The following is a 24,025-nucleotide window of genomic DNA, read 5'->3' on the forward strand; positions in this document are numbered from 1 at the left end:
CGGTGGAACCACACTGATCCCTTCCCGAACTCAGAGGTGAAACGCTGCTGCGGCGACGATAGTTGAGGGGTTGCCCTCTGTCACAATAGCTCGATGCCAGGTTTAATATTTAACAACAATTTAACAACAATGCCTCCTCTATTTATTTAGAGGGGGTTTTTGTTTTGGCGACTGTAGAAAGTTTATATTGAAGGTTAAGCCCAAAACAACGAAATAACGTAGGTTGGGTTGAGGAACGTTCGCGAAGCGTGCCGAAGGCATAACCCAACATTTACAAGGGTTTGTTGGGTTTCACTTCGTTCAACCCAACCTAGAAAAATCCTTAACCGAACAGTATTGGACTCTTGCTTATTGTCTCTTGCCTAGAGCGTAGTTCTATAATAGCATTTACCTAACTGGCTGTATTGGTATAAAAAAACGTAGCGCAAACCTCCAAAACTAGGTAAAAAACTAAAATAATACTACACAGGACTTACGCAACTGGCACATTGATAAGGTGCGTCAGAATAAATTTTGTAAATAAATAGATTCTTGCACCGTTCATGATGAATTTTACATGAGTGGCGATCGCACAAAACTTACCAATAATTAAAGAGTCATCACCAGTCACCAATCATAATATTGGGTGATTTGATGCAGTTTTTAATAAAGCAAACTCGGTGATGTTCTGCTATTGGATAGGGATTTTGAGGATTTGGTCTAAATTGTTCTATTAATTCCATTAAATTCTCACTTTCCTATTTCATCAATTGCCAAATTTTAACAGTTTTATCTGAACTACCACTAGCAAGAACTTTACCATCCGCACTCAGGGAAATAGAATTTACTACCCCAGAATGTCCTGTTAAAGTTTGTAAAACTTCACCTGTAGAAATATCCCAAATTTTAATAGTAGAGTCAGCACTACCACTACAGATAAATTCACAATTTGGACTCACAGCCAAAGATTTTACTTTATTTGTATGTCCATTTAAAGTATTTATTAACTTACCTGTACTTAACTGCCAAATTTTAATAGTAGAGTCAGCACTACCACTAAACAAATATTCTCCATTGGGACTGATAGCTATTGATGTAACTTCTCCTAAATGACCTGCAATAGTACGTAAATGATCACCTGTGCGGGGATTCCACAATCTAATTTTGTGATCTGAACTGCCACTAGCGAGAATTGTACCATCAGGACTTATGGCAACCGCGTGAACCTCCGATGAATGCCACAAAGTACAAATTCTTTCTCCTTTTTGTAAATTCCAAATTTTGATTTTATTACTGCCACTAGCGAGAATTGTACCATCGGGACTAATTGTGACTACATTAACTGGTTTTTGATGTCCTAAAAGTGTATGGATTAGTTTACCAGTGTTCAAATGCCATACTTTGACATTACTTTGTGGATGTTCACAACTACCCACAGCCAAAAAATTACTATCTGGACTGATAGCTACAGACGAAACAGCACCTAAATTTCCTGTGAGAGTGCGAATTAATTTACCTGTTTGTAGATTCCAAATATTGATGGTTTTATCTGCACATCCACTAACTAAAATCTCATGATCTGGACTTATTGCTACAGAAGAAACTTTCCCAGAATGTCCATTGAAAGTATAATTAAGATGCGCCATTCCCAAATTACGATTATTTTTCAGAATGGCTATTTCTTCTAAAAGACTCTCTACATAAACAAGATTATTGCTATCACCAATAGCGGCAAAATATTGTTTTAAAGTAGTGATATAATTCTCATCATCGATTTTCAATGCTAGTTGCATTGCCTTTAATGGGTGAGTGACTTCTGTTAATGATACTTGCCGTATTTGCAACCAGGTATTAATGGAGTAATCAACTTGTTCCTGTAACCAAAAAGAATTAGAAACATGAGATAAACTTTGAGCTAATTGTAAAGCAATTTCTGGAACTTTTAACCGTCTTTCATTTTTGAAAGCTTCGTAAAGTTGTTTATAACTATCAGTAATTACCTCTAAAACTTGTCTATCTATTCCTTCATTAATTAAACTTGGTAGCAATTTTGGTAACAAGGGAGGTACATCATAATGCACCAAGTGATAAACATCTGTCACCCAAGCAGTAACTAAACAATGAGAGGTAATTAAAACTTGATAAAGATATTCCCAGTCTTGGGAAGAAATTTCATATTCTACTGATAAATAACTAACATCTATTCCTTGAGATTGCCATTTTTCTATCTTCTCTAAAATTACCAAATTGCGGTTTTTCTCTTTACCTAAATCGTTAATTACTTCTAAATCTTCACCTAATGCTAACAATTGATTTTTAACATTTCTCCATTCTAAAGCCCGATTTTTAGCAGAATCTTGTAAAATTTGCTTATAGGGTAATTTAGAAATAGTTTTATAGTAATACTTATCTTGTCCTAATCCCCAATAACCAATGCGGAAATTTAGACAATCTCCATCTTTTTCTGATTCTAAAATTAAAGTAGGTTGGTTTTTTAAAGCACTAAATAAAGCCTTGATGCTAGATTCACTATGAAACCGTTTACTATCCCAAGCACCAGCTAAAAATTCTATGGGTCTTTCTTGATGATGCAAAGAATAATAATTATTGATAAATTCACGCAAACCTTCAGCTAATTTTAGTTCAATTTCATCAGTAAATTTTGAAGGTTGCACCTCAAATTTATCAAACTGTATTTGTGGTGCTGCTAACAAAACTTTTAATGGTGTGTGTTGATAATTAATAGAAGATTCTAAAAGTTGGGAAGGATATAATCTCAATGGCCAATTATCCAGAATTTTATGCACTTCTGGTAGTCTAATTGCTGTTTCTTTTTCTTGATTAGCTATTTTTAATTGTGTGGCATGATGGTAAACTGCTAATTGCTGTTGTTGGTTCAATTCAGTTTTAGTAATATCTAATTTTGTAACATTATCTACTGTGTGAATGAAATCTTGAATTACTTGAAAAATTGGCGAATTGTCTGTTTTTGAGTTACTTGATGTTTGCTTGTGGATGATGTTTACCATTACAGGTGCAAACTCTAACACCAGTTGAATGAGTAGATTTAATCCTGGTTGCATAAAAAAATCCTAATGACTATCTAATACAATTAATCCAAATCTTTTGTTAACTTAATTACACGAACTATGAAATTTCCACACAGGTAATTTTATTGACCTACTTCTACCTTTGATGATTGAGAAAATTAATACATATTCCCTATGCTACTATCTTAGGGCATAGTTTTGAGTGACTAACTAAAGATTACAATATAAATCAACTGATAGCAACCATAAGAATGTCAAACATCGGCTAAATTGAAAACCTAGCTAATGTTTGACTAGCAAATTTCCATATATATTGAGGAATTTAGTTTGTTATTTTTATAAATTGGCCTGATTGAGTTGAGACTAATGTAAACTCTAAATTTTAGCTAATAGCTGCTATTTTTAGCTATGATTATTGTCTCAAATTCCTAATTTTTGGATAATTAGAATTTTATTCCTAGTTGTCCATTGAAACCGCGTATAGAATGGTATCCCGCACCGAGAAAAATATGTTTCGTGGCGTTTGCTTGTACACCACCGGAAAAAGCTACACCTTTATCTTCTGAATAGTAACCAACTCCAACGTAAGGAGAAATTACAGGTAAATTGATGAATTTTAAGACATCTGCACCTGTAGCACCGTCTTCACCTGTTCCTACTTCTACACCTAAACTTAATGCTTTAGCACCTACAGCGTAAGTAACGTCTCCATCTTTTCCACCGACGGAAACCCAAGGTTGGGGTACAATTTGTGCAGATGCTTGACTGGGGTTTAATAATACTAAGAAACCCAAGGATGTGATGAGTGTTTTGATAATAAATACTGGTTTCATTTTTATATCTCACGCAAAGACGCAAAGAAAGAAAGGAAGTGATAGAGAAATAAAGACTAAGAAAAGCAAGGGTATGCTTTCCAAATATGACTATTGCTAGTACAACAGTTTATACGACGTATTGGAATAGCATAAGTGCCTGAATTTGAAAAAGACGCAAAAGAAGATAATTTCTCTCTGCGTCTTTTCGCTATCAACAGCTTTTACTTACTACATCCTTTCTAAAACTTTAATTCCCAGCAAATCTAATCCTAGTTTTAGGGTTCTTGCTGTTAAATAGCATAACATCAAACGTGATGTTTTGATGGGTTCTTCTGATTTTAAGACTGGACATTTATCATAGAATTTATTAAATTTTTCGCTGAGGTTATACAAATACTCACAGAGGCGATTTGGTAATAAATCCTGTTCTACTTCGGCAATTATTTCATCTAGTTGTAATATGTGTTTCGCTAGGGTTAATTCTGTATCTTCTTTGAGAATTAGTTTGGCATCTGTTCCTAAATTTGCAAAGTCAATATTGCCTTCTCTACTAATGCCTTGAGTCCTTACATAAGCATATAACATATAAGGCGCTGTATTGCCTTTTAAGGAAAGCATTTTATCATAACTAAAAACATAATTGCTAGTACGATTTTGGCTGAGGTCTGCATATTTCACAGCACTAATACCAACGACATCAGCAACATTTTTAATAAATTGTTCTGTTTCTTCTCTACCTTCTTCTTTTAATCTTGCTTCTAAATCTGTTCGAGAGCGAGATATTGCTTCATCTAATAAGTCTTTTAACCGGACTGTATCCCCAGAACGAGTTTTGAATTTCTTGCCATCTTCACCTAATACTAAACCAAAGGGAACATGAACTAATTCAACGTTTTCAGATATCCATCTTGCTTTTTTAGCAACTTGGAAAAATTGAGCAAAGTGGTTTGCTTGTCCTGCATCGGTGACGTAAATTATCCGTTTTGCTTGATCTTCTTCAATTCTATAACTTAGTGCTGCTAAATCTGTGGTTGCATAGTTATAACCACCATCTGTTTTTTGAACAATTAAGGGTAAAGGTTCACCTTCTCTATTAGTAAAACCTTCCAAGAAAACACATTTTGCTCCTTGGTTTTCTTCTACTAATCCTGCTGTTTCTAAATCTGCTACTACTTTGGGTAATAAGGGGTTATAAAATGATTCTCCTCTTTCAATTAATTTGATATCGAGTAAATCATAAATTACTTGAAATTCTTTTCTTGATTGTTCACATAATAGTTTCCAAGCATGAAGGGTATCTTCTGCTCCTGCTTGTAATCTTACGACTTCTTGACGTGCTGTTTCTTGAAAGTTTTCATCTGCATCAAATCTTTGTTTTGCTTGGCGATAAAAACTAACTAAATCTCCTATATCTAAAGCGTTAGCAGTAGTTAATGCTTCGGGGTAAACTTCCCGCAAATAAGCAATTAACATCCCAAATTGTGTACCCCAGTCACCGACATGATTTAATCTTAATACTTCATGTCCGCGAAATTCTAAAATCCGCGCAATACAATCACCGATAATTGTAGAACGTAGATGTCCTACGTGCATTTCTTTGGCAATGTTGGGACTAGAAAAATCAACTATTTCCTTTTGTGGGTTTTGTACTTTGGGAACTCCTAAACGGAGATCTGTTTTAATGGCGTTGAGTTGTGCTTCGAGATAGGATGTTTGTAATTTTAAATTAATAAAACCAGGTCCGGCAATTTCTGGTGGTTCGCAAATTTCTGATACATCTAATTTTTCTACAATAGCAGTGGCGATCGCTCTTGGTTGCATTCCCAATTTTTTACTCAAAGATAAAGCCACATTGGCTTGAAAATCACCAAATTTAGGATTACTTGCAGGTACTAAAATGGGATCTACTTGAGTATAATCTGCTCCAAATGCAGCCGCCAAAGCTTGTTGTAGTTTAATTTTTAGTTGTTCTTGTGTAGCTTTCATGTTCAAATCTTATTTGTTCTGATCTGTATTAAAGGTGCGATCGGCTGCTAGAAATTGTTATATTGCCAAATGCTTGATTATTTTAACCTGACAACAGTTAATTACGAATTACGAATTACGAATTACGAATTATTTTAACTGTTCAGTGTTTTAACCACTGTCATTCCTTGAATCCGCCAATAACCTTGTTTGCGAATTAAATCATAACGCACCCGCAAGCGATCCTGAGAAGTCTGTTGAAATTGATTTCGTTGATAAAAGTGGGTAACTTCCCTTACTGTAGCTTCTACCACGGCATTATCTGACATATTGCTGGTTTGATTGACAAATTCTACCTTGACATCATGTTCATACTTGCGATAGCGTTTTTCTGCTATATCCTGCTTGACAATTGATTGCCATTGTGGTATTGCAGAAACAGTTAAAATTTCATTTAAACGATTAATTTGATGATCTGGACCAAAAACAGCGGCTTTAGTGGATAACCACTTTTCAATCACGTCCTGGGCGATCGCTGGTGTCAATTGACCTTCAGGTACTTCTGGTTTGCTGCTATTGGGTTCAGGAATGGTGACTGGTGGTTGATTCAATTCTATAGCCAAGGGTGTTCCCTGGACTGTTGGTTGGGGGAAAAACACATTGTTAAACCATCCCCAGACTGTAGAAACTAACAACCAAAAAACTAACAAACCTCCCATAGATAGAAACACCAGCCAAACTAAGCGAGTTTTTGCATTTAATGAGTTAGCAAAAGTGCGCCGTCGTCGAGCATGAGAATGTTGATGTTCCGAAACCAGACCTCGACTATTAACTGCAACGGGCTTGCGCCTTCTACGCTTTTTAGTTTGACTCGTTACATCATAATTACCGGCATTGATTTGCTGGTAATATTCAGTTCCTGCCTCTTCTGCTGTCGCCGACGGTTCTGGCATTTCTGGGGTGTGACTGTTGCTGTATCTCCTAGAATGCCATTCTGGTGGAGAATAGTTAGCAGATTCGGGTACTTCGCTGGGTGCTGAGGTGTAAAACTCAGGATCAGGTGTATAGTTGTGATTTACTGTCCCATTACTAACCCCATGATTAATCCCATTACTAACATTGTGATAGCTGTGATAACGGGTACTATTAATTGTTGGTGAGGTAAAAAACTGTTTATTAATTGTAGTCCATTCATCAGTTGCTTGTGTATCTTTTGGTAAAGCTTCTAAATAAGCTTGTACCTGTTTATCAGCAAAATATTCTTTTAAAGAAGCTTGTTTTTTGACTAAATCTCGAAAATGAGGAAATACCTCTTGTTGTAACCAATGTTCACAGTACAAACACAATCCTGGTAACAAATCTGGGGAATCTTGAGATTTTTCCCGAATAATAGCTAAAGCTTCATATTCCTGACTTAGTTCCAAAACACGAGTTGCTTCTTCGGTTTGTCCAAGTAACAAAGCACAGAGAGACTGTTCTAAATGCACATCTTGGCGCTTACCAAGACGAATTAACATTTGCTTTGCCTGACGAATTAAAGCTGGTTGACTTTGGGCAAAACCCCTGGCGATTAGGGCATAAACTGCTAAATATGTAGACACAGCAGAAGGACGCTTACTTTCAGCTTCAAATAATTTATGCTGTTCTGCAACTGTCAAATGGTTGCGTAACTGTTGAATAAATCTCAGAAAATCATCTATATTTAAACCAGATTGGTCATTACCACTACCATCAATTCCACCCCGCTCTTCTAAAATACTGTGTAATAATTCTAAACCTTGACGGCGTTCTTTGGTTTTTTCTAGAGGTAGTTCCAACAACTCTAGAATTCTATAGGGGCGTAGCTTACACAGATCTGCGGCAATTTCCGCTTGCACATTAGGAAACAGACCTTCACGCATTAGTAATTCTTCCCCAGTTTCCAATGATATAGCAGCATTTTCATAATTACCTTGCTGCCATTGTTCCCGTCCCAGTTCCAAACAAGCTAAAGCCACTGTGAGAATAATATCTGGCAGTTCAGGACTGGCAAAAAATTCCTCACTGTTAAGATGAGATCCTATTTTCACCCCTGCGGGTTTATTTCTATTTACTAGGTGTGGACGACCTAGCTTCAGCACTAATTCGTATTCTCCCAACTCTTGGAGAAGCAATAAAGCACCCACTAATTCATCTGGGGCAATTTCGATGCTGAGACTTTGAACATCGTGATTGCGGTTAATGGTTTCGGTGCTGTTTTCTAATAGCGATGTTGCCCCAAGCCGATCTGGATTGTATGCTTGGGCTAGATAAGCCTGATCGTAGGTACTGCGTTCTCTGGGATTTGATAAAACCACGTAAGCTTCTTCTATGAGTTGTTTACGAGAGGATATAGCTGCAATGGAATATTCCCGTCTTGGCAATTGAACAATGCGATCGCTATAAGCTTGCCGCAATTGTTCCTCACTTGCCGCCAACGGTAGTCCTAAAATTCGGTAGTAATCAAGCGGAATTCGCACAGCCTACTTCCCCTGCACTGTGTTTACGTGGCATCTCCCAGAGACGGACATGATTAACCTAGAGCATTCCAGGCTTGTAAAACCGTGCCATAATCATAGCTTTAATAATACCGTGTATAATATACCAGTTGAGTGTATATCGTAACAGTTTTTTTTGTTTCTTGCTAAGAATAAATATATCCCCAGAATTATTTTCAGCTTTTGATTTAGCACAGCACCAGTATTTCCCCCAAGATATTACCTGATGCACTAGCCTAAAGTAAATTAGCTTTCGGTTATCATTGCCTTATGTATGTTTAATGTATCTTTGCCTTATTATATATATCTGCTCAATTATAGATATATTCTTATCAGACTTTTACATTTCAACACACAACTAAAGCTTTTGATAGTGGTAGAGATGTTGAACCAACTATAATATAAAATTCGTAATTTGTTTTAGCTGTTTACAGTGTCTTAGTAATAAAACTGCACTACAATTGATTAATCCTGATAACTTAATAACACAATATAGCACGATTAATTTTTTATGACCATTACTTAACAAGGAGTAAATTTTTACACAAAAAATTTCAATGACTGTGGCAACACCAAGAAAGAGTAGGGAAGAAGATTTTTGAGGCAGACCTGATATTAAGATCAGAAAATTGTTAATGGCTATGCAGAAAAACGACTATTCTGATTGCTAACTTAAAGAGCGAACATAAAAAGCCACAGTTACGACACCAAAGACCAAAAATAGGCAATAAACATTAAAAAATGGCAAAATTACACCTTAACTATTCCATACCAATCTTTTTTAAGTCAGAAATGAAGATTTTATAGTTAGCAGATTGACTTTTACCAAGGCTGCCCTATTTCCAGCTAACATTATTAAGACTTGCTTACAGCAGATTACAGAGAAATGAGGTGGAGAATCTAATTTCAAGGTCAGATACTAAGGCCGTTTTACTCTTGACTCTTGACTCTTGACTCCTGTAAGGGCGAAGCATTCGGGCAACCCATGATCAATTTTTGTCCAAGGCTATTTTCCTGTAAGGGCGTTCGCGAAGCGTGCTGGAAGCATCAGCATTCGGGCGATAAATTATCAATTTTGATCACAGGTTATTTTCCGAATGCTTCGCCACTACTTCGCCCCTAGTTCGCCCCTACGACTCCTGACTCCTGCTATAACTTTAAAACCGTAGCTTTAACTTTTACGACAGGGATACTTCACAATAATGGTTCAAGAACGCACGTTACCCAAATTTGATACTTCTACAGTCCAGATTACCAAAGCAGAAGGACTGGAATTATACGAAGACATGACTTTAGGGCGCTTTTTTGAAGACAAATGCGCCGAAATGTACTACCGGGGAAAAATGTTTGGTTTTGTCCACTTGTACAACGGACAAGAAGCCGTTTCCAGTGGTATTATTCGGGGAGCAATGCGACCTGGTGAAGACTTCGTTTCCAGTACCTACCGTGACCACGTTCACGCTTTGAGTGCAGGAGTACCAGCTAGAGAGGTAATGGCAGAATTATTTGGTAAGGCCACAGGATGCAGCAAAGGGCGCGGTGGTTCTATGCATATGTTTTCTGCTGAACATCGTTTATTAGGTGGTTATGCTTTCGTAGCTGAAGGTATTCCTGTTGCATCTGGGGCAGCTTTTCAAAGTAAATACCGTCGAGAAGTCTTGGGAGACAAAACAGCAGATCAAGTAACTGCTTGTTTCTTCGGTGACGGTGCTGCTAACAACGGGCAATTTTTCGAGACTTTAAATATGGCAGCACTTTGGAAACTGCCAATTATTTTTGTGGTAGAAAATAATAAGTGGGCGATCGGCATGGCTCACGAACGGGCAACATCAGATCCCGAAATTTACAAAAAAGCCAGTGTGTTTAACATGGTAGGCGTGGAAGTAGACGGGATGGATATTTTAGCAGTGCGCCAAGTCGCCCAAGAAGCCGTAGCCCGCGCCCGTGCAGGGGAAGGACCCACCCTCATTGAAGCCCTCACCTATCGCTTCCGTGGTCACTCTTTAGCAGATCCCGACGAACTCCGCAGCAAAGAAGAAAAAGATTTTTGGTTTTCTCGTGATCCGATTAAAAAGCTAGGTGCTTATTTGGTAGAACACAACCTAGCTACAGAAGCAGAACTCAAAGACATTGAAAAGAAAATTCAGGGTGTGATTGAGGATGCGGTGAAATTCGCAGAAAGCAGTCCCGAACCAGATGCGAGCGAATTATATCGCTTTATCTTTGCAGAAGACGAATAGGTTGGGGACTGGGGACTGGGGACTGGGAAAGAAGCAGGGGAGCAGGGAGCAGGGGAGCAGGGGGAAATTATTTGTATTTTCCCAATCACCAATCACCAATCACCAATCACCAATCACCAAATATGTTTACCATTACTGAACAACAACAACAATACAAAACCTACATCCTCGCGGATACTACTGCTGGTTCTCATCTGGAAGTAGTACCAGAAAGAGGGGGTATTATTACTCGTTGGCGTTTGCAAGATCAGGAAATTCTCTATTTAGATACAGAAAGGTTCGCTAACCCAGAGTTAAGTATTCGTGGCGGTGTCCCCATTTTGTTTCCTATCTGTGGGAATTTGCCGGATAATACTTACACCTACAACGGTAAACAATATACTCTGAAACAGCACGGCTTTGGGCGAGATTTACCTTGGGAAGTGACAAACCAAGTTACTGAAGGTAAGGTTAGTTTAAGCGTAGTTCTCAAAAGTGATGAGGTAACACGCGCTGTTTATCCTTTTGATTTTCAGCTAACCTTTATCTACACGCTACAAGGTAATTCTTTGGTCATCGATCAGGTTTATCAAAATCTGTCTAATGTGCCGATGCCGTTTTCGGCTGGGTTTCATCCCTATTTTCAGTGTGGTGATAAGTCCCAGTTAGAGTTTAATATTCCCTCTGGACAGTATCTAGACCAGAAAACCAAGGAAATGCACCCGTTTAACGGTCATTTCGATTTTGCAAGGGATGAGATAGATTTTGCTTTTGGTCATTTGCGGAGTCAGTCAGCAGCAGTTACAGATCATAGCCGCAAGTTGAAATTGACCCTTGACTATGATGATATCTATGCTATGCTGGTCTTCTGGACGTTGAAGGGTAAGGATTTTTATTGTCTTGAACCTTGGACGGCTGGACGCAACTCGCTCAATACTGGTGAAAACCTAACTGTGTTAGCGCCAGGAGCAAGCAAAACTACCTCGGTGAAATTAACTGCGGATTTTTTCTAAAAAACAGTTGACAATCTAGAGAGAGTTTGTTATATTAAAAAAGTTGCGAAACGCAAAAGGGTCGCTAACTCAACGGTAGAGTACTCGGCTTTTAACCGATTAGTTCCGGGTTCGAATCCCGGGCGACCCATAAGAAGCCAAATAATGATGATATTTTGTCTGAATCAGGATTTAAGGATTTACAGGATTTTGTATTTTGTCTGAATCAGGATTTCCAGGATTTAAGGGTTGTTGGAGATAATAAACTATGCTAAAGACTGTTCAAGGAATCTACCGGAATGGTAAAATCGAGTTAACTGAAATTCCAGCCAATATCATAGAAAGTCCAGTTTTAATAACTTTTATAGAAACTCCAACTCCAGAAAATATAACCATCAAAAGTTCCACAGAAGAATTATTTTCTCCCTTACGAGGTAAAATCAAATACTTTGAAGATATCACCACACCCACAACGGAAGAACGGGGTGAAATATGACAATTAGTCCCGACAGCTTTTAGTCTAGGGATAGGGGGCGTTGTAGTTCGCCCCGTCGGAGTTATTCCCGGCAAATGAAAGGTATGAGATCTTTGTCTATGTTTTTTGGAACTATAAATACAAAACCACTGGAATGACAATTAGGTTGTAGTTTCACCATTGTGATTTTCCCATTGTTGGGTTCGCTGCCAACAAAACGCACCACTCCAGTCGCACCTGCAACGGAAAAGTTGGAGCTAGTCAACACTTGCTGAATACCCTTCCGTGTAGGGTTTTGCTCTAAAGCTTTACTTAATACCAACACAGCATCATAGCTATTGACACTGCGCCAAGTAATCTCTGTGTTGGTGGGGAAATTAGTGATTTTCCACAAAGTTTGAGCTTGCTCTGCAAACGCGGAGTTAATTTCGTTCATGGGATGCCAAGGTATTGCCCAAACTGTGCGTTTAATTCCTGGTGAAGATGTAATCTGATCTGATGTTAATAATTCAGGATTGTAGAGACTATTACCTGCAATTATCCAAGATTGGTTGACGTTTGATTGAATGACTTCTAAGGCTTTTTTAATGCTATCACGCAATCCCACACCAGCATCAGGAATCAGGACAATTGCCGTTGCTTTTTGCCTTTGGGCTTGATTTAATGCTATTTTGGCATCAAATTTATTGCTGGCGAGATTAAAAGCTGGTTGGTGGTCAATCACATGACCAGATAACGACTTTGCTGATGCTCGGAACTGACTTGCTAGAGATTCAGCATACTCACTACCTTCACTATAAAAAACCGCTGCTTTGCGTTGTTTTAGTTCGGAAAATACATAAGTTGCCATTCTTGGTCCGGCAACAGCAGTACTAGAGACGGTCCGGAAAAAAAAGGAACCTTTGAGATTATGGGAGGTTGCAGTAGGAGAAACTAACACTAATTTTGCTTTGCTATAAATAGGCAAGGTTTGTTTAGTGGTGTCGCTGGTATAGTGACCAACAACAGCTAGTAAATCACGATACTTTACCAAACGCTGGGCAACTTTGCGGGCAGTATTGAGGATTGCACCTTTAGCATTTGGACGATTACTATCATCAGCAATGATAATTCGCAGAGGCTGACCTTTTTCTAGTGCCTCAGTTTGAGCTTGAGCCGCACCCCTGAGTATTTGTAGACCCATAGCAGTAGAACGTTCTAGGGAAACTGCAACGGCAATTGTATAAATCTTATTGGCTGGGAATTGGATTTGAATTTTGGCATTATTGAGGTAGATTAAAGTTTCTGCATCTGCTTCTTGATTGAAAGCGTCTTGAAATAAAATCACAGCCTTCGCAAAATTTTGCTGGCGATATTTTTCAATAGCTAATTGTTTGGCTGGTGGAGGCTGACCATTTCCCCAAAAACTACTAGGAATCAGACTTTCTTCGCCGCAACTGAGATGATCGTATAGTATTTGGTCACAAGTGCGAGGCATAGTAATTTCTTGATATATTTGTTTACCACCAATTAGCAGCAAAACACCACAAGTTGTTGTTAATAATAATTTTTGCCATTGCAGGTGGGGATGTTTTTCAAGCTGCGTGATTTGCTCAAGAATAACTTGCGCGTTTTTTGGGCGTTGCTTATAGTCAGCAACGGTCATTGTTTGAATTAGGGTAATTAATTTTCTCGGAGTTTTTGGGTCTGTGATATATTTAGACCAATTACGTAAATCTTGATAGTTATCGCTGGCCGGGTCAATACCTGTCAGTAAATAAATCAAAGTCCGACCCAGTGCATAAAAATCTGATTGTAAAACAGCGTAACCGTCACGTTGTTCGGGAGCAGTGTAACCAATGGAATGAATAACTGTCACCTGCTTACCGTTAACAATAGTTTGGGTTAATTTCCGTGCAGTCCCAAAATCAATTAACACTAATTTGCCATCAGGACGAAGCATAATATTTGCAGGTTTAATATCCCGATGGAACAACTTCTGCTCATGAACGAATTGCAAAATCTCCGTTATTTGGGTCAGCCAATTTAATGCTATTTTATAAGATGTTAAATATTTATTTTTAGATAGCCAAGTTTGTAAATCTTGTCCTGGTATTTTCTCCATGACAAAACAGCGTAATTGGCGATTTGTATTTAAAACAAGCGGAAATATCACTTCACCAACAGGTAACCCAGGATGTCGTAAACTGATCAGAATTGATGCTTCTTGCTCAAAGAGTCGCTCTAGTTCTGGTGAGACTTCTTTGAGAGATTTAAGAACTTTCGGCTTTTCTGGGTTAAGTAAATCTTGAATTTCAAATACTTCTGTATACCTTGTATAGTTATCTTGTTCAGCTTGCAAGGGATGTTTGATTAAATAGCGATTTTGTAGTATCAGCGGCGTTTGACAGTTTTGACATACGGCACAGTTATCAGGATTTTTGCGCCGTGAACAATCGGGATTGATGCAATAAGCCATAAACTCAGGACGATCACCAAATAATTAAGCAAATAATTAAGCAAATAATACAGATATTTTAAATGGAATTACGCAAAAGTACCAAAAAGCTTACGTACCGTAACGAAATCATGTCATCCTTGGCGCTCAATAATGGCTAATCAATAATTTGTCAAGCTCACTTTTATATTAGTGACTGAGTGAGCCAAAACTGGACTAGCGCACACCAACTAATTCAGCGAAATTACTAATATACCTCAGCATTAAGGAGAAATCCATGAAGCGTTTTATCTCAACTGCTGCTGCTACGGTTACGTTAGTCCTTTCGTTGTCTACACAAGCGATATCTGCTGTGGGAAAAGCCCACGATCAGATTAAAGCTTCTCCTAGTACGGCTTTAGACAGACAATCATCCATCATCATGGAGTTGAACTCTGAGCAAAATGAGGAAACATACCTCAATCTAGGTGTTTTCTGCTTGCTATTCGGAAACTGGCAAGGGGCAATTGAGAATTTCGACCAAGCTATACGTATTAATCCTAACGTTGCTGAAGCTTACGGCATCAGAGGTATTGCCCGTTTGCAATTAGGAGACGTGAAAGGTGCTACTGAGGATTTACAGAAAGCGGCTGATATCTTTCAACACAAAGGGAAAATAGCCGAGTACCAAGAGGTAATGAACATAATTAAAGAAATTAACAATAAATCAACTGATGCTGTCATCAGTTAGAGATTAAGACAATCAATCATTTGTCAAATATTAATAGTGATGAAAATCATGAGTAAATCCAAAGGTTTTATTTTCTTGAAGCAATTTCCTTTATCATTGCAAATTGCGATCGCTCTCATTCTAGCCACCATCCTGGGAATTTTACTTCGGTACGTTTGCCAACTCAATATATTGCTTTATTGATTACGGTTGATTGGTTTCTTGATCGTTGTCGCACTGCAATTAATCTGATGGGTGATATGACTATTAGTTGTTTGTTGGATGGTCAAAAACAGCAAATTGAAATTGGTAAATAATTCTGAATATGTTCCGTATTTGGGAGATGATTTATCTCACGCAGAGGCGCAAAGACGCAGAGAGAATGAGAGTTTTTAAATGCAGGGGTAAGATGAATCGCATTATTTCTGGATATTTATTGAATGTGACGCGCTACCAGCAAACTTACTGGCTTGTAGCTGGGACAATTATTGGCTATGTTTGCTTTGTGGTGATATTGGGAACGACTCGGTTAGTGATTGGTGTTGGTGGTGCGATCGCATTAGGAATGATAGCGTTTTGGTGTTGGAATGTGAACCAAGCTTTGCCAAAATCAACACACAATCTATTAGAACGCGAGACTTTTCTGGCGCATTTGAAAAAACTTGAACCCCAGATAGATAAAAGTTATCAAAATTCTCAAACAACTTGGCGACAAGCTTATCAATGGGCAGAAGCAACTCAACAATTCGCTACTCAAATTGCTCAAATAGAACCTAGTTTAATTCCCGAATTATTAGAGGCTTTGTATACCGTAATCTCTCTGACGCAGCAGGTAGTTTTCGCTTTAATAACAGTTAATCAAGTGCAATCTTCCACCTATCGTCCCTTAGCAAAGGAACAGTTACAAGTTAGTTGCGATCGCCTCCAACAAACACACGATGAATTACAACAATTACAGGATCAAATTCTACTCTCCCACCTCAATCAGACTCATCCTAATATCAATCTCCCCAAAACTTTGCAACTGATAATTACAGCAAATAAAACTGCCATCTATTAAACTTCTCATTTCCTCATCTTTGCGTAATATCAATTCTGTATGAAGATGCGATGAATTAAGATAAATGAACCACAGAGACGCAGAGGACACAGAGAGAAAAGTTCAAAAATTTGGCGCAGCCTCAAAAAGAAATGGTATAAGCTAAAATTCCATTATCCAAAAACAGCTATGAAACTTTTTAGAAAACTCCGAAAACACATCGTTGTCTGGTTTTTGTGCGGTTTAATTAGCACATCAATATTCTCTTGCACCACCCCCAAAGTAGATTCTTTTGAAAGTGCTTACCGGGTTTTAAAAGAATCTTTATTACCTCAAATCTCCATCGAAAAAGCTACAATTTCTGATGCAGTTGCCCAAGGTTACAGTATTAAAAAATTAGCAGAACCTTTACCAAATCTGGAAGATTTTCCTCTCTATGGTGCCAAGCCATCAACTGATAGTAATATTGCTTATGTTGAAATTTTTGGTTCAGCGGAAAAATCCAATGCCCAAAAGCAAGATGAACGTTGGTTGGTGGATGTTGCAGAAGCCTTTAATGCCAAGAAAATTACTAACAGTTCCGGGCAAATTCTTCAGGTAGGAATTCGCAATATTCCCTCTGGTACTGCCACAAGAATTTTAGCTGCTAAAAAAGCAAGTCCGGCTGGGTTTTCCCCTTCTAATCAGCTATTGTTAAAACTTTTGGCATCTGAAGGAGTCACAACTTCAATTATTACTCCCAAATTAGTATCTGACTTTGTTGGTTTTGTGGTGGATGGGAAAGCTAATCAAGAACTAGCAAAAAACGGTGATGTCACCTTTGAAAAACTACTAGATGCTATTTTATCGGGCAAAATCACCGTTGGCTATCCCAATCCTTACAGTAGCAGTACATCTTTAAATTTACTGTACACTTTATTTTGGCGGAGTGCGGGACATGATCAAGATGGTAAACCTCTCACTACCTCAGAATTACAATCACCACAGGTAAATTCGGTATTTGATAAATTTCAAAATCAGGTGTTAATTACAACGCTGACAACTCTTGAATTGAAAGATATTTTTATCCGCGACAACCAAAAACTACAAGCGTTTCCTCTACAATATCAAAGTTACCAAACTTTGAAGAAACTGCCAGGATTTGAAGATGTGGTGTTTATCCCCTTTGGAGTACCTAATGATAATCCTTTGGTGGGGTTTAATTGGAATACTGCGTCCCAAAATGAAGGTTTACGGCGATTTAGTGAATTTGCTTTATCTCCAGAAATGCAGCAGTTAGCCAAAGCACAAGGCTTTAATGCGGATGAACAGTTCAAAAGTCGGGTTTTACCACCCATTCCTAATGGTGCAGTTCTGAAAGCGGCGCAGTCTTATTGGAAACAGCGTAAAGACGGCGGACGGACAGTTAACTTGATGATGGTTATTGATACCAGTGGTTCAATGGAAGGCGATCGCCTACAAGCTGTCAAAAACAGTCTGCGAATTGCTGCACAGTCAATTAATCCTGGTAACTATGTGGGACTAGTTGCATTTAGCGATCGCCCTCAACAAATACTTCCCCTTGCTCCTTTTAATACACAACAACACAAACGTTTGTTAGCGGCCGCTGATTCCCTCATCGCTGATGGAGAAACAGCTATGTACAACGGGATGATAGTCGGTTTATCAGAACTAATGGAACGTCAAAAAACTGATCCTAATGGAAGATTTTATTTGCTACTGCTGAGTGATGGTGAAGTGAATACAGGATTACGGTTTAACGAAATCGCCAATGTTCTCAAATATAGTGGTGTGCGTTTCTATCCCATCGGTTATGGAGAAGTTAATCAAAATGAATTACAAGAAATTGCGAAGTTGCGAGAAACTACTGTGAAATCCAGCGATCCGCAAAAACTACAAACACTATTCACCGAACTGTTGCAAACCAACTTGTAAGGATTCAGGTAGTTTAATCAATAAGGTCGATCCCCGACTTCTTCTTTTGATAAGTCCAATAAATTATGACTAATGGACAGAAGTCGGGGATCTGATTTCTTCAGAGAAGAATTACACCAACTTGTGAATAATTTGTAAATGTATGAATCGTTCTTTGTTCAAAATTTTAGGATGGGGTTGGGGATTATTTTTGATTGCGGGAGTGGCGATCACACAAATTTCTCCACGTGCAATTTTACTTATTGATAAAAGTTACTGTCCTCCTGAACAATGGCAGAAAGTAGCACAAACCTACGCTCAAAAATATCAAACTTCCCAATTACATACAGTAATTTTATTTGATGATTTGAGCCAAGAAAAATTCTCACTTCCACCGCAACCATCAGTAATTAGCCAGTTATCCACCTACGGTCGCCCAAATTTAAAACGACAATCTCAGCTACAGAAAACTTATCCAAAAGCTCAATTATTGAGTTGTCGTTTGATTAACAATTAAATAATCGCTGTACGCATTTAAGAATCACGGGTTGTAGATAAAATCTTTCCATTGCTTCATCTTTGATTGTTTCTATCAACGCTCGTCGTTTTAAAGATAAGAGTGCTGCTAAAATATCGCCATTAGCAGCATTATTTTTGAGGTTTAAGAGTATTTCTTGACGAGTGAATCCTTGTAATTTAGTGGCTAAAAACTCCATAATCATTTTTTCTAAAGGAGAAATTTGTTCTAGCCATCGTGTTACCAGGGGAGCAAATTCACCAGAGACTAATGTTCCAGAAGCAAGAAACTCTCCCACATCTCCAGCAAATAATTCATGGATGAAATTGGCGGCCATATTCAGAAATAAGGGATTACCACCATATTGGTTAACTAGAGTAATCCACTGTTGAGCATCAAAGGTAAGTTGATGATGCTGCAAAAGTTCAATTGCACCTTCCATAAGTCCACCCAGGGGAAAAATCACCGCACCCGCAGCAGTTAAAAGATTTAATTCCTCTGGTTGTTCGCGGCTAGTGATCATCACACAACTATCATGAGACGTTTGCACAACACTGCGGAGAAAGTCTGCATATAGTTCATATCCTGCACGATATTGTCCCCCGCGGTTACCGCCTAAAATTGCATCCCAACCATCAAAAATTAGTAGGGTTTGCGGTGCTAAATCTGGTGGTTTATCTGTTGCTGGTGGGTTGTGGTGAAAGGAAAACCACAGAGTTTGTTGAAAATGCGATCGCCTATTTTCTGCTAATTTTACAGCTAAAGCTGTTTTCCCAATACCTCCTATTCCTGTGATGACAATCAGGGGTGTTCTTTGTTCTATTGCTTGGCTAAGTTTCGCTAGTTCGTAACGTCTGCCAAAGAATAAGGGAATATAGGGGATTTGGGTTGTATTAGCTGTATTAGCTATGGAAGAATTGAGAGGACGTTCCACTAAGTCTTGCCAATTTAAACCCAAAACCTGACAAAATGCTTTAAATGCTGAGGCATCAATGGCATCACCTTTAAGGAAGCGTTTCCATGTCGCTAAAGATACCCCTGCTGCAAATACTTCGGCATTTTCCCAGTTACAGTTAGGTTCAATAACTTGACTGGTTTGTTCTAACCAAAGCGGATTATCAATTGTCCAACCTTTTTCTTTACGAGCTTGTTTAGTAATTTGCAATCCAGTCTGAGAAAGTTTTAAGCTAGGCATTACACTAAGTTGGTGAGTGTTAAAAATTGTCGTTATGACAAGGCAACAAGCAAAATAGCAAGAGTTGATGAATTTTATCCTGTTCCTATTCCCTGTTACTAATAACTAAATATCTTTAACCCGTTTAATTGCCACTAGTGCCTGATAAATCATAGCTGCAACTTCAGCCCGTGTGGCTTCTCTGGTAGGTGCAAGCAGTTTGGGATCTGGATAATTAACAATAATTTTGTGTTGGTTGGCGGTTGCGATCGCGGTTCTGGCATATTCAGGTACTGATTTTATATCAGTGTAGGCAGTTAATAAATTGTTATTAGCATTGTTAGCTGGTGGTAGTCCGAGTCCGTTGACTAGGGAAACTAACACCTGTATTCTTTGCACATTTTGATCTGGGCGAAAAGTGCGATCGCTAAACCCACCGACAAAACCACCTCTAGCAGCTATGTGAATGGCTTTAGCTGCCCAAAAATCAGCGGGAACATCTATAAATTCTATTCCTTGACGTTTGGGTGTAGGGTTAAAAGCAGCGGCTATTAAAGCCGCATATTGGGCGCGAGTCATGGCTTTATCTGGTTGATAACTACCATCAGCAAAACCTTGAGTTAAATTCATACTCACCAACGCCCGAATATATGCTTCTGCCCAATGTCCTACCAAATCAGAAAATGAGGGAATTTCTGTATCTGGTTTGACAATGTAGGGAGAAGAAATAACTTGTGCCTCACCTCTGGAAACTAAAGCTTGATAAATTAATGCTGCTACCTCTGCACGAGTAATTTCTCTGAGTGGTTCTAATAGTTCTATTTGGGGATAATTGACTATTAGCAGTTTTTGAGTAGCAACTGTGACTGCATTTGTAGCATAACTAGGAATTTGGGCGCGATCGCTATACACATTTAACCCGTTAGGATTACTGCCTGTAAATTTTAAACCATTAACAATTGATACTATCGCCTGTACTTTGGTTAAATTTTGTCCTGGTCTAAAAGTACCATCGGGAAAGCCACTCAAAAAACCGGCATCAGCCGCACTAGCAATAGCTGAAGCTGCCCAAAAATCAGTTCTGACATCTTTAAATCTATTCAGGTTATTACTAGCAGGTAGTTGAAAAGTCTTAGTAATTAAGGCAGCATATTGAGCGCGGGTAATAGGTGTAGCAGGTCGAAATGTGCCATCAGGGAAACCACTAATAAAACCTTTATTCACCAAAGCTTCTACAAACGCCGCTGCCCAATGTCCATCTAAGTCTGAAAAACTGGTACTAACAACTTGACTAGGAGTATCGGCTGTAGCAGCGAGAAATTTTACTACTCCCTGAACTTGGGCAGGATTTAACTGATTGCCTACAGAAATCACTTTTTGAGATGATATATTTTGAATATCAAAATCTTTGTGATCACGAAAAATATTATCAGCCGGATCTTCGGGTTTACCCAACTCAGGAACAGCATTACCATTTACCAATAAACCACCTTGGGTATTTTGGCAAATCAAATTTCGTCGTAATACGGGACTAGCATCACGAGAAAGGGCTATACCTATCGAGTTATTGGCAAGTTTGTTATTGGCCACTAGAGGGGCTGCAAAATCGCTAATAGCTATCCCTACAGGGTTATTTTCAAATACATTCCGCAACACTTCCCCTTTGCTATAACGTGCCATCATTAAACCACTGGCAGCATTTTGGACAAATACATTATCTAAAATGGCGGGTTTAGCCTTACCAGTTGCAAATATCCCTTCCCGTCCACATTTACTGAATGTATTATTAGCTAAAGTCGGTGCTGTTGATTCAATCCAAATCCCAGTACCTTTAGAAACAGGATTGATCACTGTTACCCCTAACAAACTGGCATTACCTAACAACAGCAATGTGATATCTTGCCAACCAAAGGTAGGACTTTGATACTCACCACTGCCAGAAATAATAATTCCCTGACCTTTGTTAGATTCGTTACCTACTATGAGCATTTCCCCAGGAATAATCAGCGGAAAAACTTCACCTGTAGCCTTGCTATATGTTCCTGGTGCTAACTGAATAATTCCTGGGGTTCTGGTGGCTTTCAAGGCACGGGTGATACTTTTTAACGGACTTAACCGAGAACCTGTATTAGCATCGTTACCTGTGACGGGATTTACATGGAGTGTCGCAACAGCCATAATTGATAATTCAGGATTTATAATACATAATTAATAATTTATACTTTACAGCAGGAGTCAGGAGTCAGGAGGAAGAATATTTGTTTGTAGCCAGAATTTACAGGAGAAAGTTTTTTCATTAATTATCAAGAATGAATCGAAAACTCTCATTAATTCTGTATTCTGTATCCTGAATCCTTACGACAATTGTTTAATTCACTGTTTACTTCCAGGTTTACAATCTCTCCTTTCTATGAGAAAAAAAGAAAAAAAGAAACAATTTCCTATTTCCCAATCTTCTCACTTTCAGGTCAGGAGAAGTAATTGTCAGATGCTTCTAATTCTTCCTTCTGACTCCTGACTCCTGACTCCTGACTCCTGACTCCTGACTCCTGACTCCTGACTCCTGACTCCTGACTCCTGACTCCTGACTCCTGACTCCTTGCAAATTATCAATTATCAATTGACAATCGAAACTGATTAACAACCTGATCTAATCCTACGGAATGGGCAGCTTTAAATAATAAGCGATCGCCCTCCTTTACATAAGTATTTAATCTGGTTACTAAATCACTATGAGTAGCAAAACATTCACAAGGAATTCCTTTTGCACTATCAGCAATAATTTCTGCATCTTGGCTATTAACTAAAATCAATAACCCATCTAAATTCAATTTCTGCACCATTTCCCCAACTTGTTGATGTAATTGTGGGGATCTGTCTCCTAACTCCTTCATTGCTCCTAATACGGCAATTTTCCGCTTTCCTGGTGTATCTGCTAATAACTGCAAAGCTGCTAACATCGCTTCTGGGGCGGCGTTATAAGTTTCATCTAAAATTACAATATCATTAGGTAATGTAAACCTTTGCGATCGCCCTCCTGGCATATTCACAATTACCCCTTTTTTTAGGGTTTGCCAATCAATTTCTAATACCTTAGCTACTGCTAATGCTGCTAAAAAATTAGTGGCATTATGACGACCTGGTAAGGGTAATGGTAAATCCATTCCTGCTACTTCTATAGTTTCATTGTCAATTAATTTCCCTTGAATATCTCCACCGGAAAAACCATAACTAATCACTTTTCCCTGCCAAAATTTCTTTGCTATCTCCATTAATAGGGGACTATCGTAATTGAGAATTGCTACACTATCATCAGACATTTCTGCTAATAACTCACATTTAGCTTCTGCGATCGCTTGTTCTGAACCTAGTAGCTCAATATGTGCTGTTCCCACATTAGTAATCACACCGATATTTGGACTAGCGATTTGTGTTAATTCCGCAATTTGTCCCCTTCCTCGCATGGCCATTTCTATGACTGCAAAATCATGTTCTGCACCCATTTCTAACAGCGTTTTAGGAACACCTATTTCATTGTTGAAATTTCCATAGGTTTTGTGAACTTGTCCTCTAGTTCCTAAAACTGCGGCGATCAGTTCCTTGGTTGTGGTTTTACCTACTGAACCTGTTACCCCAATTACAGGAATAATCAAGGAATCCCGCCACCATCTAGCAATTTGCTGATATGCCTTCAGAGTGTCGGGAACTTGTAATACAGGTATGTCAGGGTTTTCATCAGTATACTCTACAATGGCGGCAATTGCACCCTTGGCGATCGCCATTTTTACAAACTTGTGTCCATCGAATTTTTCGCCGCGTAAAGCTAAAAACACTTCACCCGGTTGTAAAATCCTGGTGTCTGTTTGGATACCCTTGCTTACTTGAGCTAATGCAGATGCAGATAAATTTACAGGATGGGCTGATAGAACTTCAACCAATTGGGATAAAGTAGCCGAAACAGACATACTGATCATCAATAAAAGTTAATTACCAAATCCTACAATCTTTGAGGACAGAATTGACACTCCCTACATTGTTGAGGCGAAACCTAAATAGGGGTTGCTGAGAAAGTCTTTCCGTGAGGGCATAGGAGTCAGGAGTCAGGAGTCAGGAGTCAGGAGTCAGGAGTCAGGAGTCAGGAGTCAGGAGTCAGGAGTCAGGAGTCAGGAGTCAGGAGTCAGGAGGAGATTTGAAAATTTCTTTGCCATCTCTTGAAATCCCAAA

15 protein-coding genes, 1 tRNA gene and 2 pseudogenes are annotated in these 24,025 nt (G+C 38.6%); 9 read left to right on the forward strand and 9 right to left on the reverse strand.

Annotated elements, in window-relative coordinates:
* Positions 1-532: 532 nt before the first annotated feature.
* The 5 genes and pseudogenes from H6F47_RS28080 to H6F47_RS19635 form a co-directional block, all read right to left on the reverse strand.
* Positions 533-722, reverse strand: a pseudogene (locus tag H6F47_RS28080) (chloramphenicol acetyltransferase); the annotation flags it as partial.
* A gap of 15 nt (positions 723-737) precedes the next feature.
* The gene (locus H6F47_RS19620; RefSeq protein ID WP_190650605.1) at positions 738-3,062 is read right to left on the reverse strand and encodes a WD40 repeat domain-containing protein; all 2,325 of its coding nucleotides are present in this window, start codon (positions 3,060-3,062) and stop codon (positions 738-740) included.
* A 410-nt stretch (positions 3,063-3,472) separates the two neighbouring features.
* Positions 3,473-3,862 carry a hypothetical protein gene (locus tag H6F47_RS19625; RefSeq protein WP_137668735.1) on the reverse strand — a complete coding sequence of 130 codons (390 nt, stop codon included), beginning with the start codon at positions 3,860-3,862 and terminating at the stop codon, positions 3,473-3,475.
* A 210-nt stretch (positions 3,863-4,072) separates the two neighbouring features.
* Positions 4,073-5,830 (reverse strand): arginine--tRNA ligase, encoded by a 1,758-nt coding sequence (gene argS, locus H6F47_RS19630; RefSeq protein ID WP_190650607.1) that lies wholly within the window; start codon positions 5,828-5,830, stop codon positions 4,073-4,075.
* 134 nt (positions 5,831-5,964) lie between these two features.
* Entirely contained in the window at positions 5,965-8,307 is a 2,343-nt protein-coding gene (locus H6F47_RS19635; RefSeq protein ID WP_190650609.1) for an IMS domain-containing protein, read from the reverse strand.
* A 1,220-nt stretch (positions 8,308-9,527) separates the two neighbouring features.
* On the opposite strand from H6F47_RS19635, the gene pdhA reads away from it, so the two are divergent.
* From pdhA to H6F47_RS28085, 4 genes are all read left to right on the forward strand, one after another.
* On the forward strand, positions 9,528-10,565 hold the full coding sequence (gene pdhA, locus H6F47_RS19640) for a pyruvate dehydrogenase (acetyl-transferring) E1 component subunit alpha (RefSeq protein ID WP_096571175.1): 1,038 nt from the start codon (positions 9,528-9,530) through the stop codon (positions 10,563-10,565).
* Positions 10,566-10,687: 122 nt separating this feature from the next.
* Positions 10,688-11,557 carry an aldose epimerase gene (locus H6F47_RS19645; RefSeq protein ID WP_190650620.1) on the forward strand — a complete coding sequence of 290 codons (870 nt, stop codon included), beginning with the start codon at positions 10,688-10,690 and terminating at the stop codon, positions 11,555-11,557.
* 58 nt (positions 11,558-11,615) lie between these two features.
* Positions 11,616-11,687: transfer RNA gene (locus H6F47_RS19650), tRNA-Lys, on the forward strand.
* Positions 11,688-11,804: 117 nt separating this feature from the next.
* Positions 11,805-12,032 carry a hypothetical protein gene (locus H6F47_RS28085; protein WP_242027448.1) on the forward strand — a complete coding sequence of 76 codons (228 nt, stop codon included), beginning with the start codon at positions 11,805-11,807 and terminating at the stop codon, positions 12,030-12,032.
* Positions 12,033-12,093: 61 nt separating this feature from the next.
* Here the strand turns inward: H6F47_RS28085 and H6F47_RS19660 are convergent, their stop codons facing one another.
* Positions 12,094-14,469: a bifunctional serine/threonine-protein kinase/ABC transporter substrate-binding protein gene (locus H6F47_RS19660; protein WP_190650611.1), complete on the reverse strand. Its 2,376-nt coding sequence runs from the start codon at positions 14,467-14,469 to the stop codon at positions 12,094-12,096.
* Positions 14,470-14,725: 256 nt separating this feature from the next.
* Here H6F47_RS19660 and H6F47_RS19665 point away from each other — a divergent pair, with 256 nt between their 5' ends.
* From H6F47_RS19665 to H6F47_RS19685, 5 genes and pseudogenes are all read left to right on the forward strand, one after another.
* On the forward strand, positions 14,726-15,178 hold the full coding sequence (locus H6F47_RS19665) for a tetratricopeptide repeat protein (protein ID WP_190650613.1): 453 nt from the start codon (positions 14,726-14,728) through the stop codon (positions 15,176-15,178).
* A gap of 140 nt (positions 15,179-15,318) precedes the next feature.
* Positions 15,319-15,474, forward strand: a pseudogene (locus H6F47_RS19670) (cation:dicarboxylase symporter family transporter); the annotation flags it as partial.
* Between the two features lie 92 nt (positions 15,475-15,566).
* Entirely contained in the window at positions 15,567-16,217 is a 651-nt protein-coding gene (locus tag H6F47_RS19675; protein ID WP_190650616.1) for a hypothetical protein, read from the forward strand.
* 168 nt (positions 16,218-16,385) lie between these two features.
* A complete protein-coding gene (locus tag H6F47_RS19680; RefSeq protein ID WP_190650618.1) occupies positions 16,386-18,131 on the forward strand; it encodes a VWA domain-containing protein in 1,746 nt (581 codons plus the stop codon).
* Between the two features lie 142 nt (positions 18,132-18,273).
* Positions 18,274-18,627, forward strand: a complete 354-nt coding sequence (locus H6F47_RS19685) for a hypothetical protein (RefSeq protein ID WP_137666477.1) — start codon at positions 18,274-18,276, stop codon at positions 18,625-18,627.
* Here H6F47_RS19685 and H6F47_RS19690 read toward each other — a convergent pair.
* The 3 genes from H6F47_RS19690 to murF form a co-directional block, all read right to left on the reverse strand.
* Positions 18,617-19,822: an ATP-binding protein gene (locus H6F47_RS19690; RefSeq protein WP_190347680.1), complete on the reverse strand. Its 1,206-nt coding sequence runs from the start codon at positions 19,820-19,822 to the stop codon at positions 18,617-18,619. The two genes, H6F47_RS19685 and H6F47_RS19690, sit on opposite strands and share 11 nt — an antisense overlap.
* Before the next feature lie 105 nt (positions 19,823-19,927).
* Positions 19,928-21,979, reverse strand: coding sequence for an S-layer homology domain-containing protein (locus H6F47_RS19695; RefSeq protein WP_190347679.1), 2,052 nt, complete (start codon positions 21,977-21,979; stop codon positions 19,928-19,930).
* A 431-nt stretch (positions 21,980-22,410) separates the two neighbouring features.
* The gene (murF, locus tag H6F47_RS19700; protein WP_190347692.1) at positions 22,411-23,766 is read right to left on the reverse strand and encodes a UDP-N-acetylmuramoyl-tripeptide--D-alanyl-D-alanine ligase; all 1,356 of its coding nucleotides are present in this window, start codon (positions 23,764-23,766) and stop codon (positions 22,411-22,413) included.
* Positions 23,767-24,025 lie beyond the last annotated feature (259 nt).

Origin of the sequence: Sphaerospermopsis sp. FACHB-1094, from assembly GCF_014696195.1 — a bacterium.
GTDB classification, from domain to species: Bacteria; Cyanobacteriota; Cyanobacteriia; order Cyanobacteriales; family Nostocaceae; genus Sphaerospermopsis; species Sphaerospermopsis kisseleviana.

What these genes read in the sequence shown, in the direction of transcription:
- H6F47_RS28085 (WP_242027448.1), top strand. Translation starts at nt 11,805, where the DNA reads ATGCTAAAGACTGTTCAAGGAATCTACCGGAATGGTAAAATCGAGTTA.
- H6F47_RS19695 (WP_190347679.1), bottom strand. Translation starts at nt 21,979, where the DNA reads ATGGCTGTTGCGACACTCCATGTAAATCCCGTCACAGGTAACGATGCT.
- pdhA (WP_096571175.1), top strand. Translation starts at nt 9,528, where the DNA reads ATGGTTCAAGAACGCACGTTACCCAAATTTGATACTTCTACAGTCCAG.
- H6F47_RS19690 (WP_190347680.1), bottom strand. Translation starts at nt 19,822, where the DNA reads ATGCCTAGCTTAAAACTTTCTCAGACTGGATTGCAAATTACTAAACAA.
- H6F47_RS19680 (WP_190650618.1), top strand. Translation starts at nt 16,386, where the DNA reads ATGAAACTTTTTAGAAAACTCCGAAAACACATCGTTGTCTGGTTTTTG.
- H6F47_RS19675 (WP_190650616.1), top strand. Translation starts at nt 15,567, where the DNA reads ATGAATCGCATTATTTCTGGATATTTATTGAATGTGACGCGCTACCAG.
- H6F47_RS19665 (WP_190650613.1), top strand. Translation starts at nt 14,726, where the DNA reads ATGAAGCGTTTTATCTCAACTGCTGCTGCTACGGTTACGTTAGTCCTT.
- H6F47_RS19620 (WP_190650605.1), bottom strand. Translation starts at nt 3,062, where the DNA reads ATGCAACCAGGATTAAATCTACTCATTCAACTGGTGTTAGAGTTTGCA.
- H6F47_RS19645 (WP_190650620.1), top strand. Translation starts at nt 10,688, where the DNA reads ATGTTTACCATTACTGAACAACAACAACAATACAAAACCTACATCCTC.
- argS (WP_190650607.1), bottom strand. Translation starts at nt 5,830, where the DNA reads ATGAAAGCTACACAAGAACAACTAAAAATTAAACTACAACAAGCTTTG.
- H6F47_RS19685 (WP_137666477.1), top strand. Translation starts at nt 18,274, where the DNA reads ATGAATCGTTCTTTGTTCAAAATTTTAGGATGGGGTTGGGGATTATTT.
- H6F47_RS19660 (WP_190650611.1), bottom strand. Translation starts at nt 14,469, where the DNA reads ATGGCTTATTGCATCAATCCCGATTGTTCACGGCGCAAAAATCCTGAT.
- H6F47_RS19625 (WP_137668735.1), bottom strand. Translation starts at nt 3,862, where the DNA reads ATGAAACCAGTATTTATTATCAAAACACTCATCACATCCTTGGGTTTC.
- murF (WP_190347692.1), bottom strand. Translation starts at nt 23,766, where the DNA reads ATGTCTGTTTCGGCTACTTTATCCCAATTGGTTGAAGTTCTATCAGCC.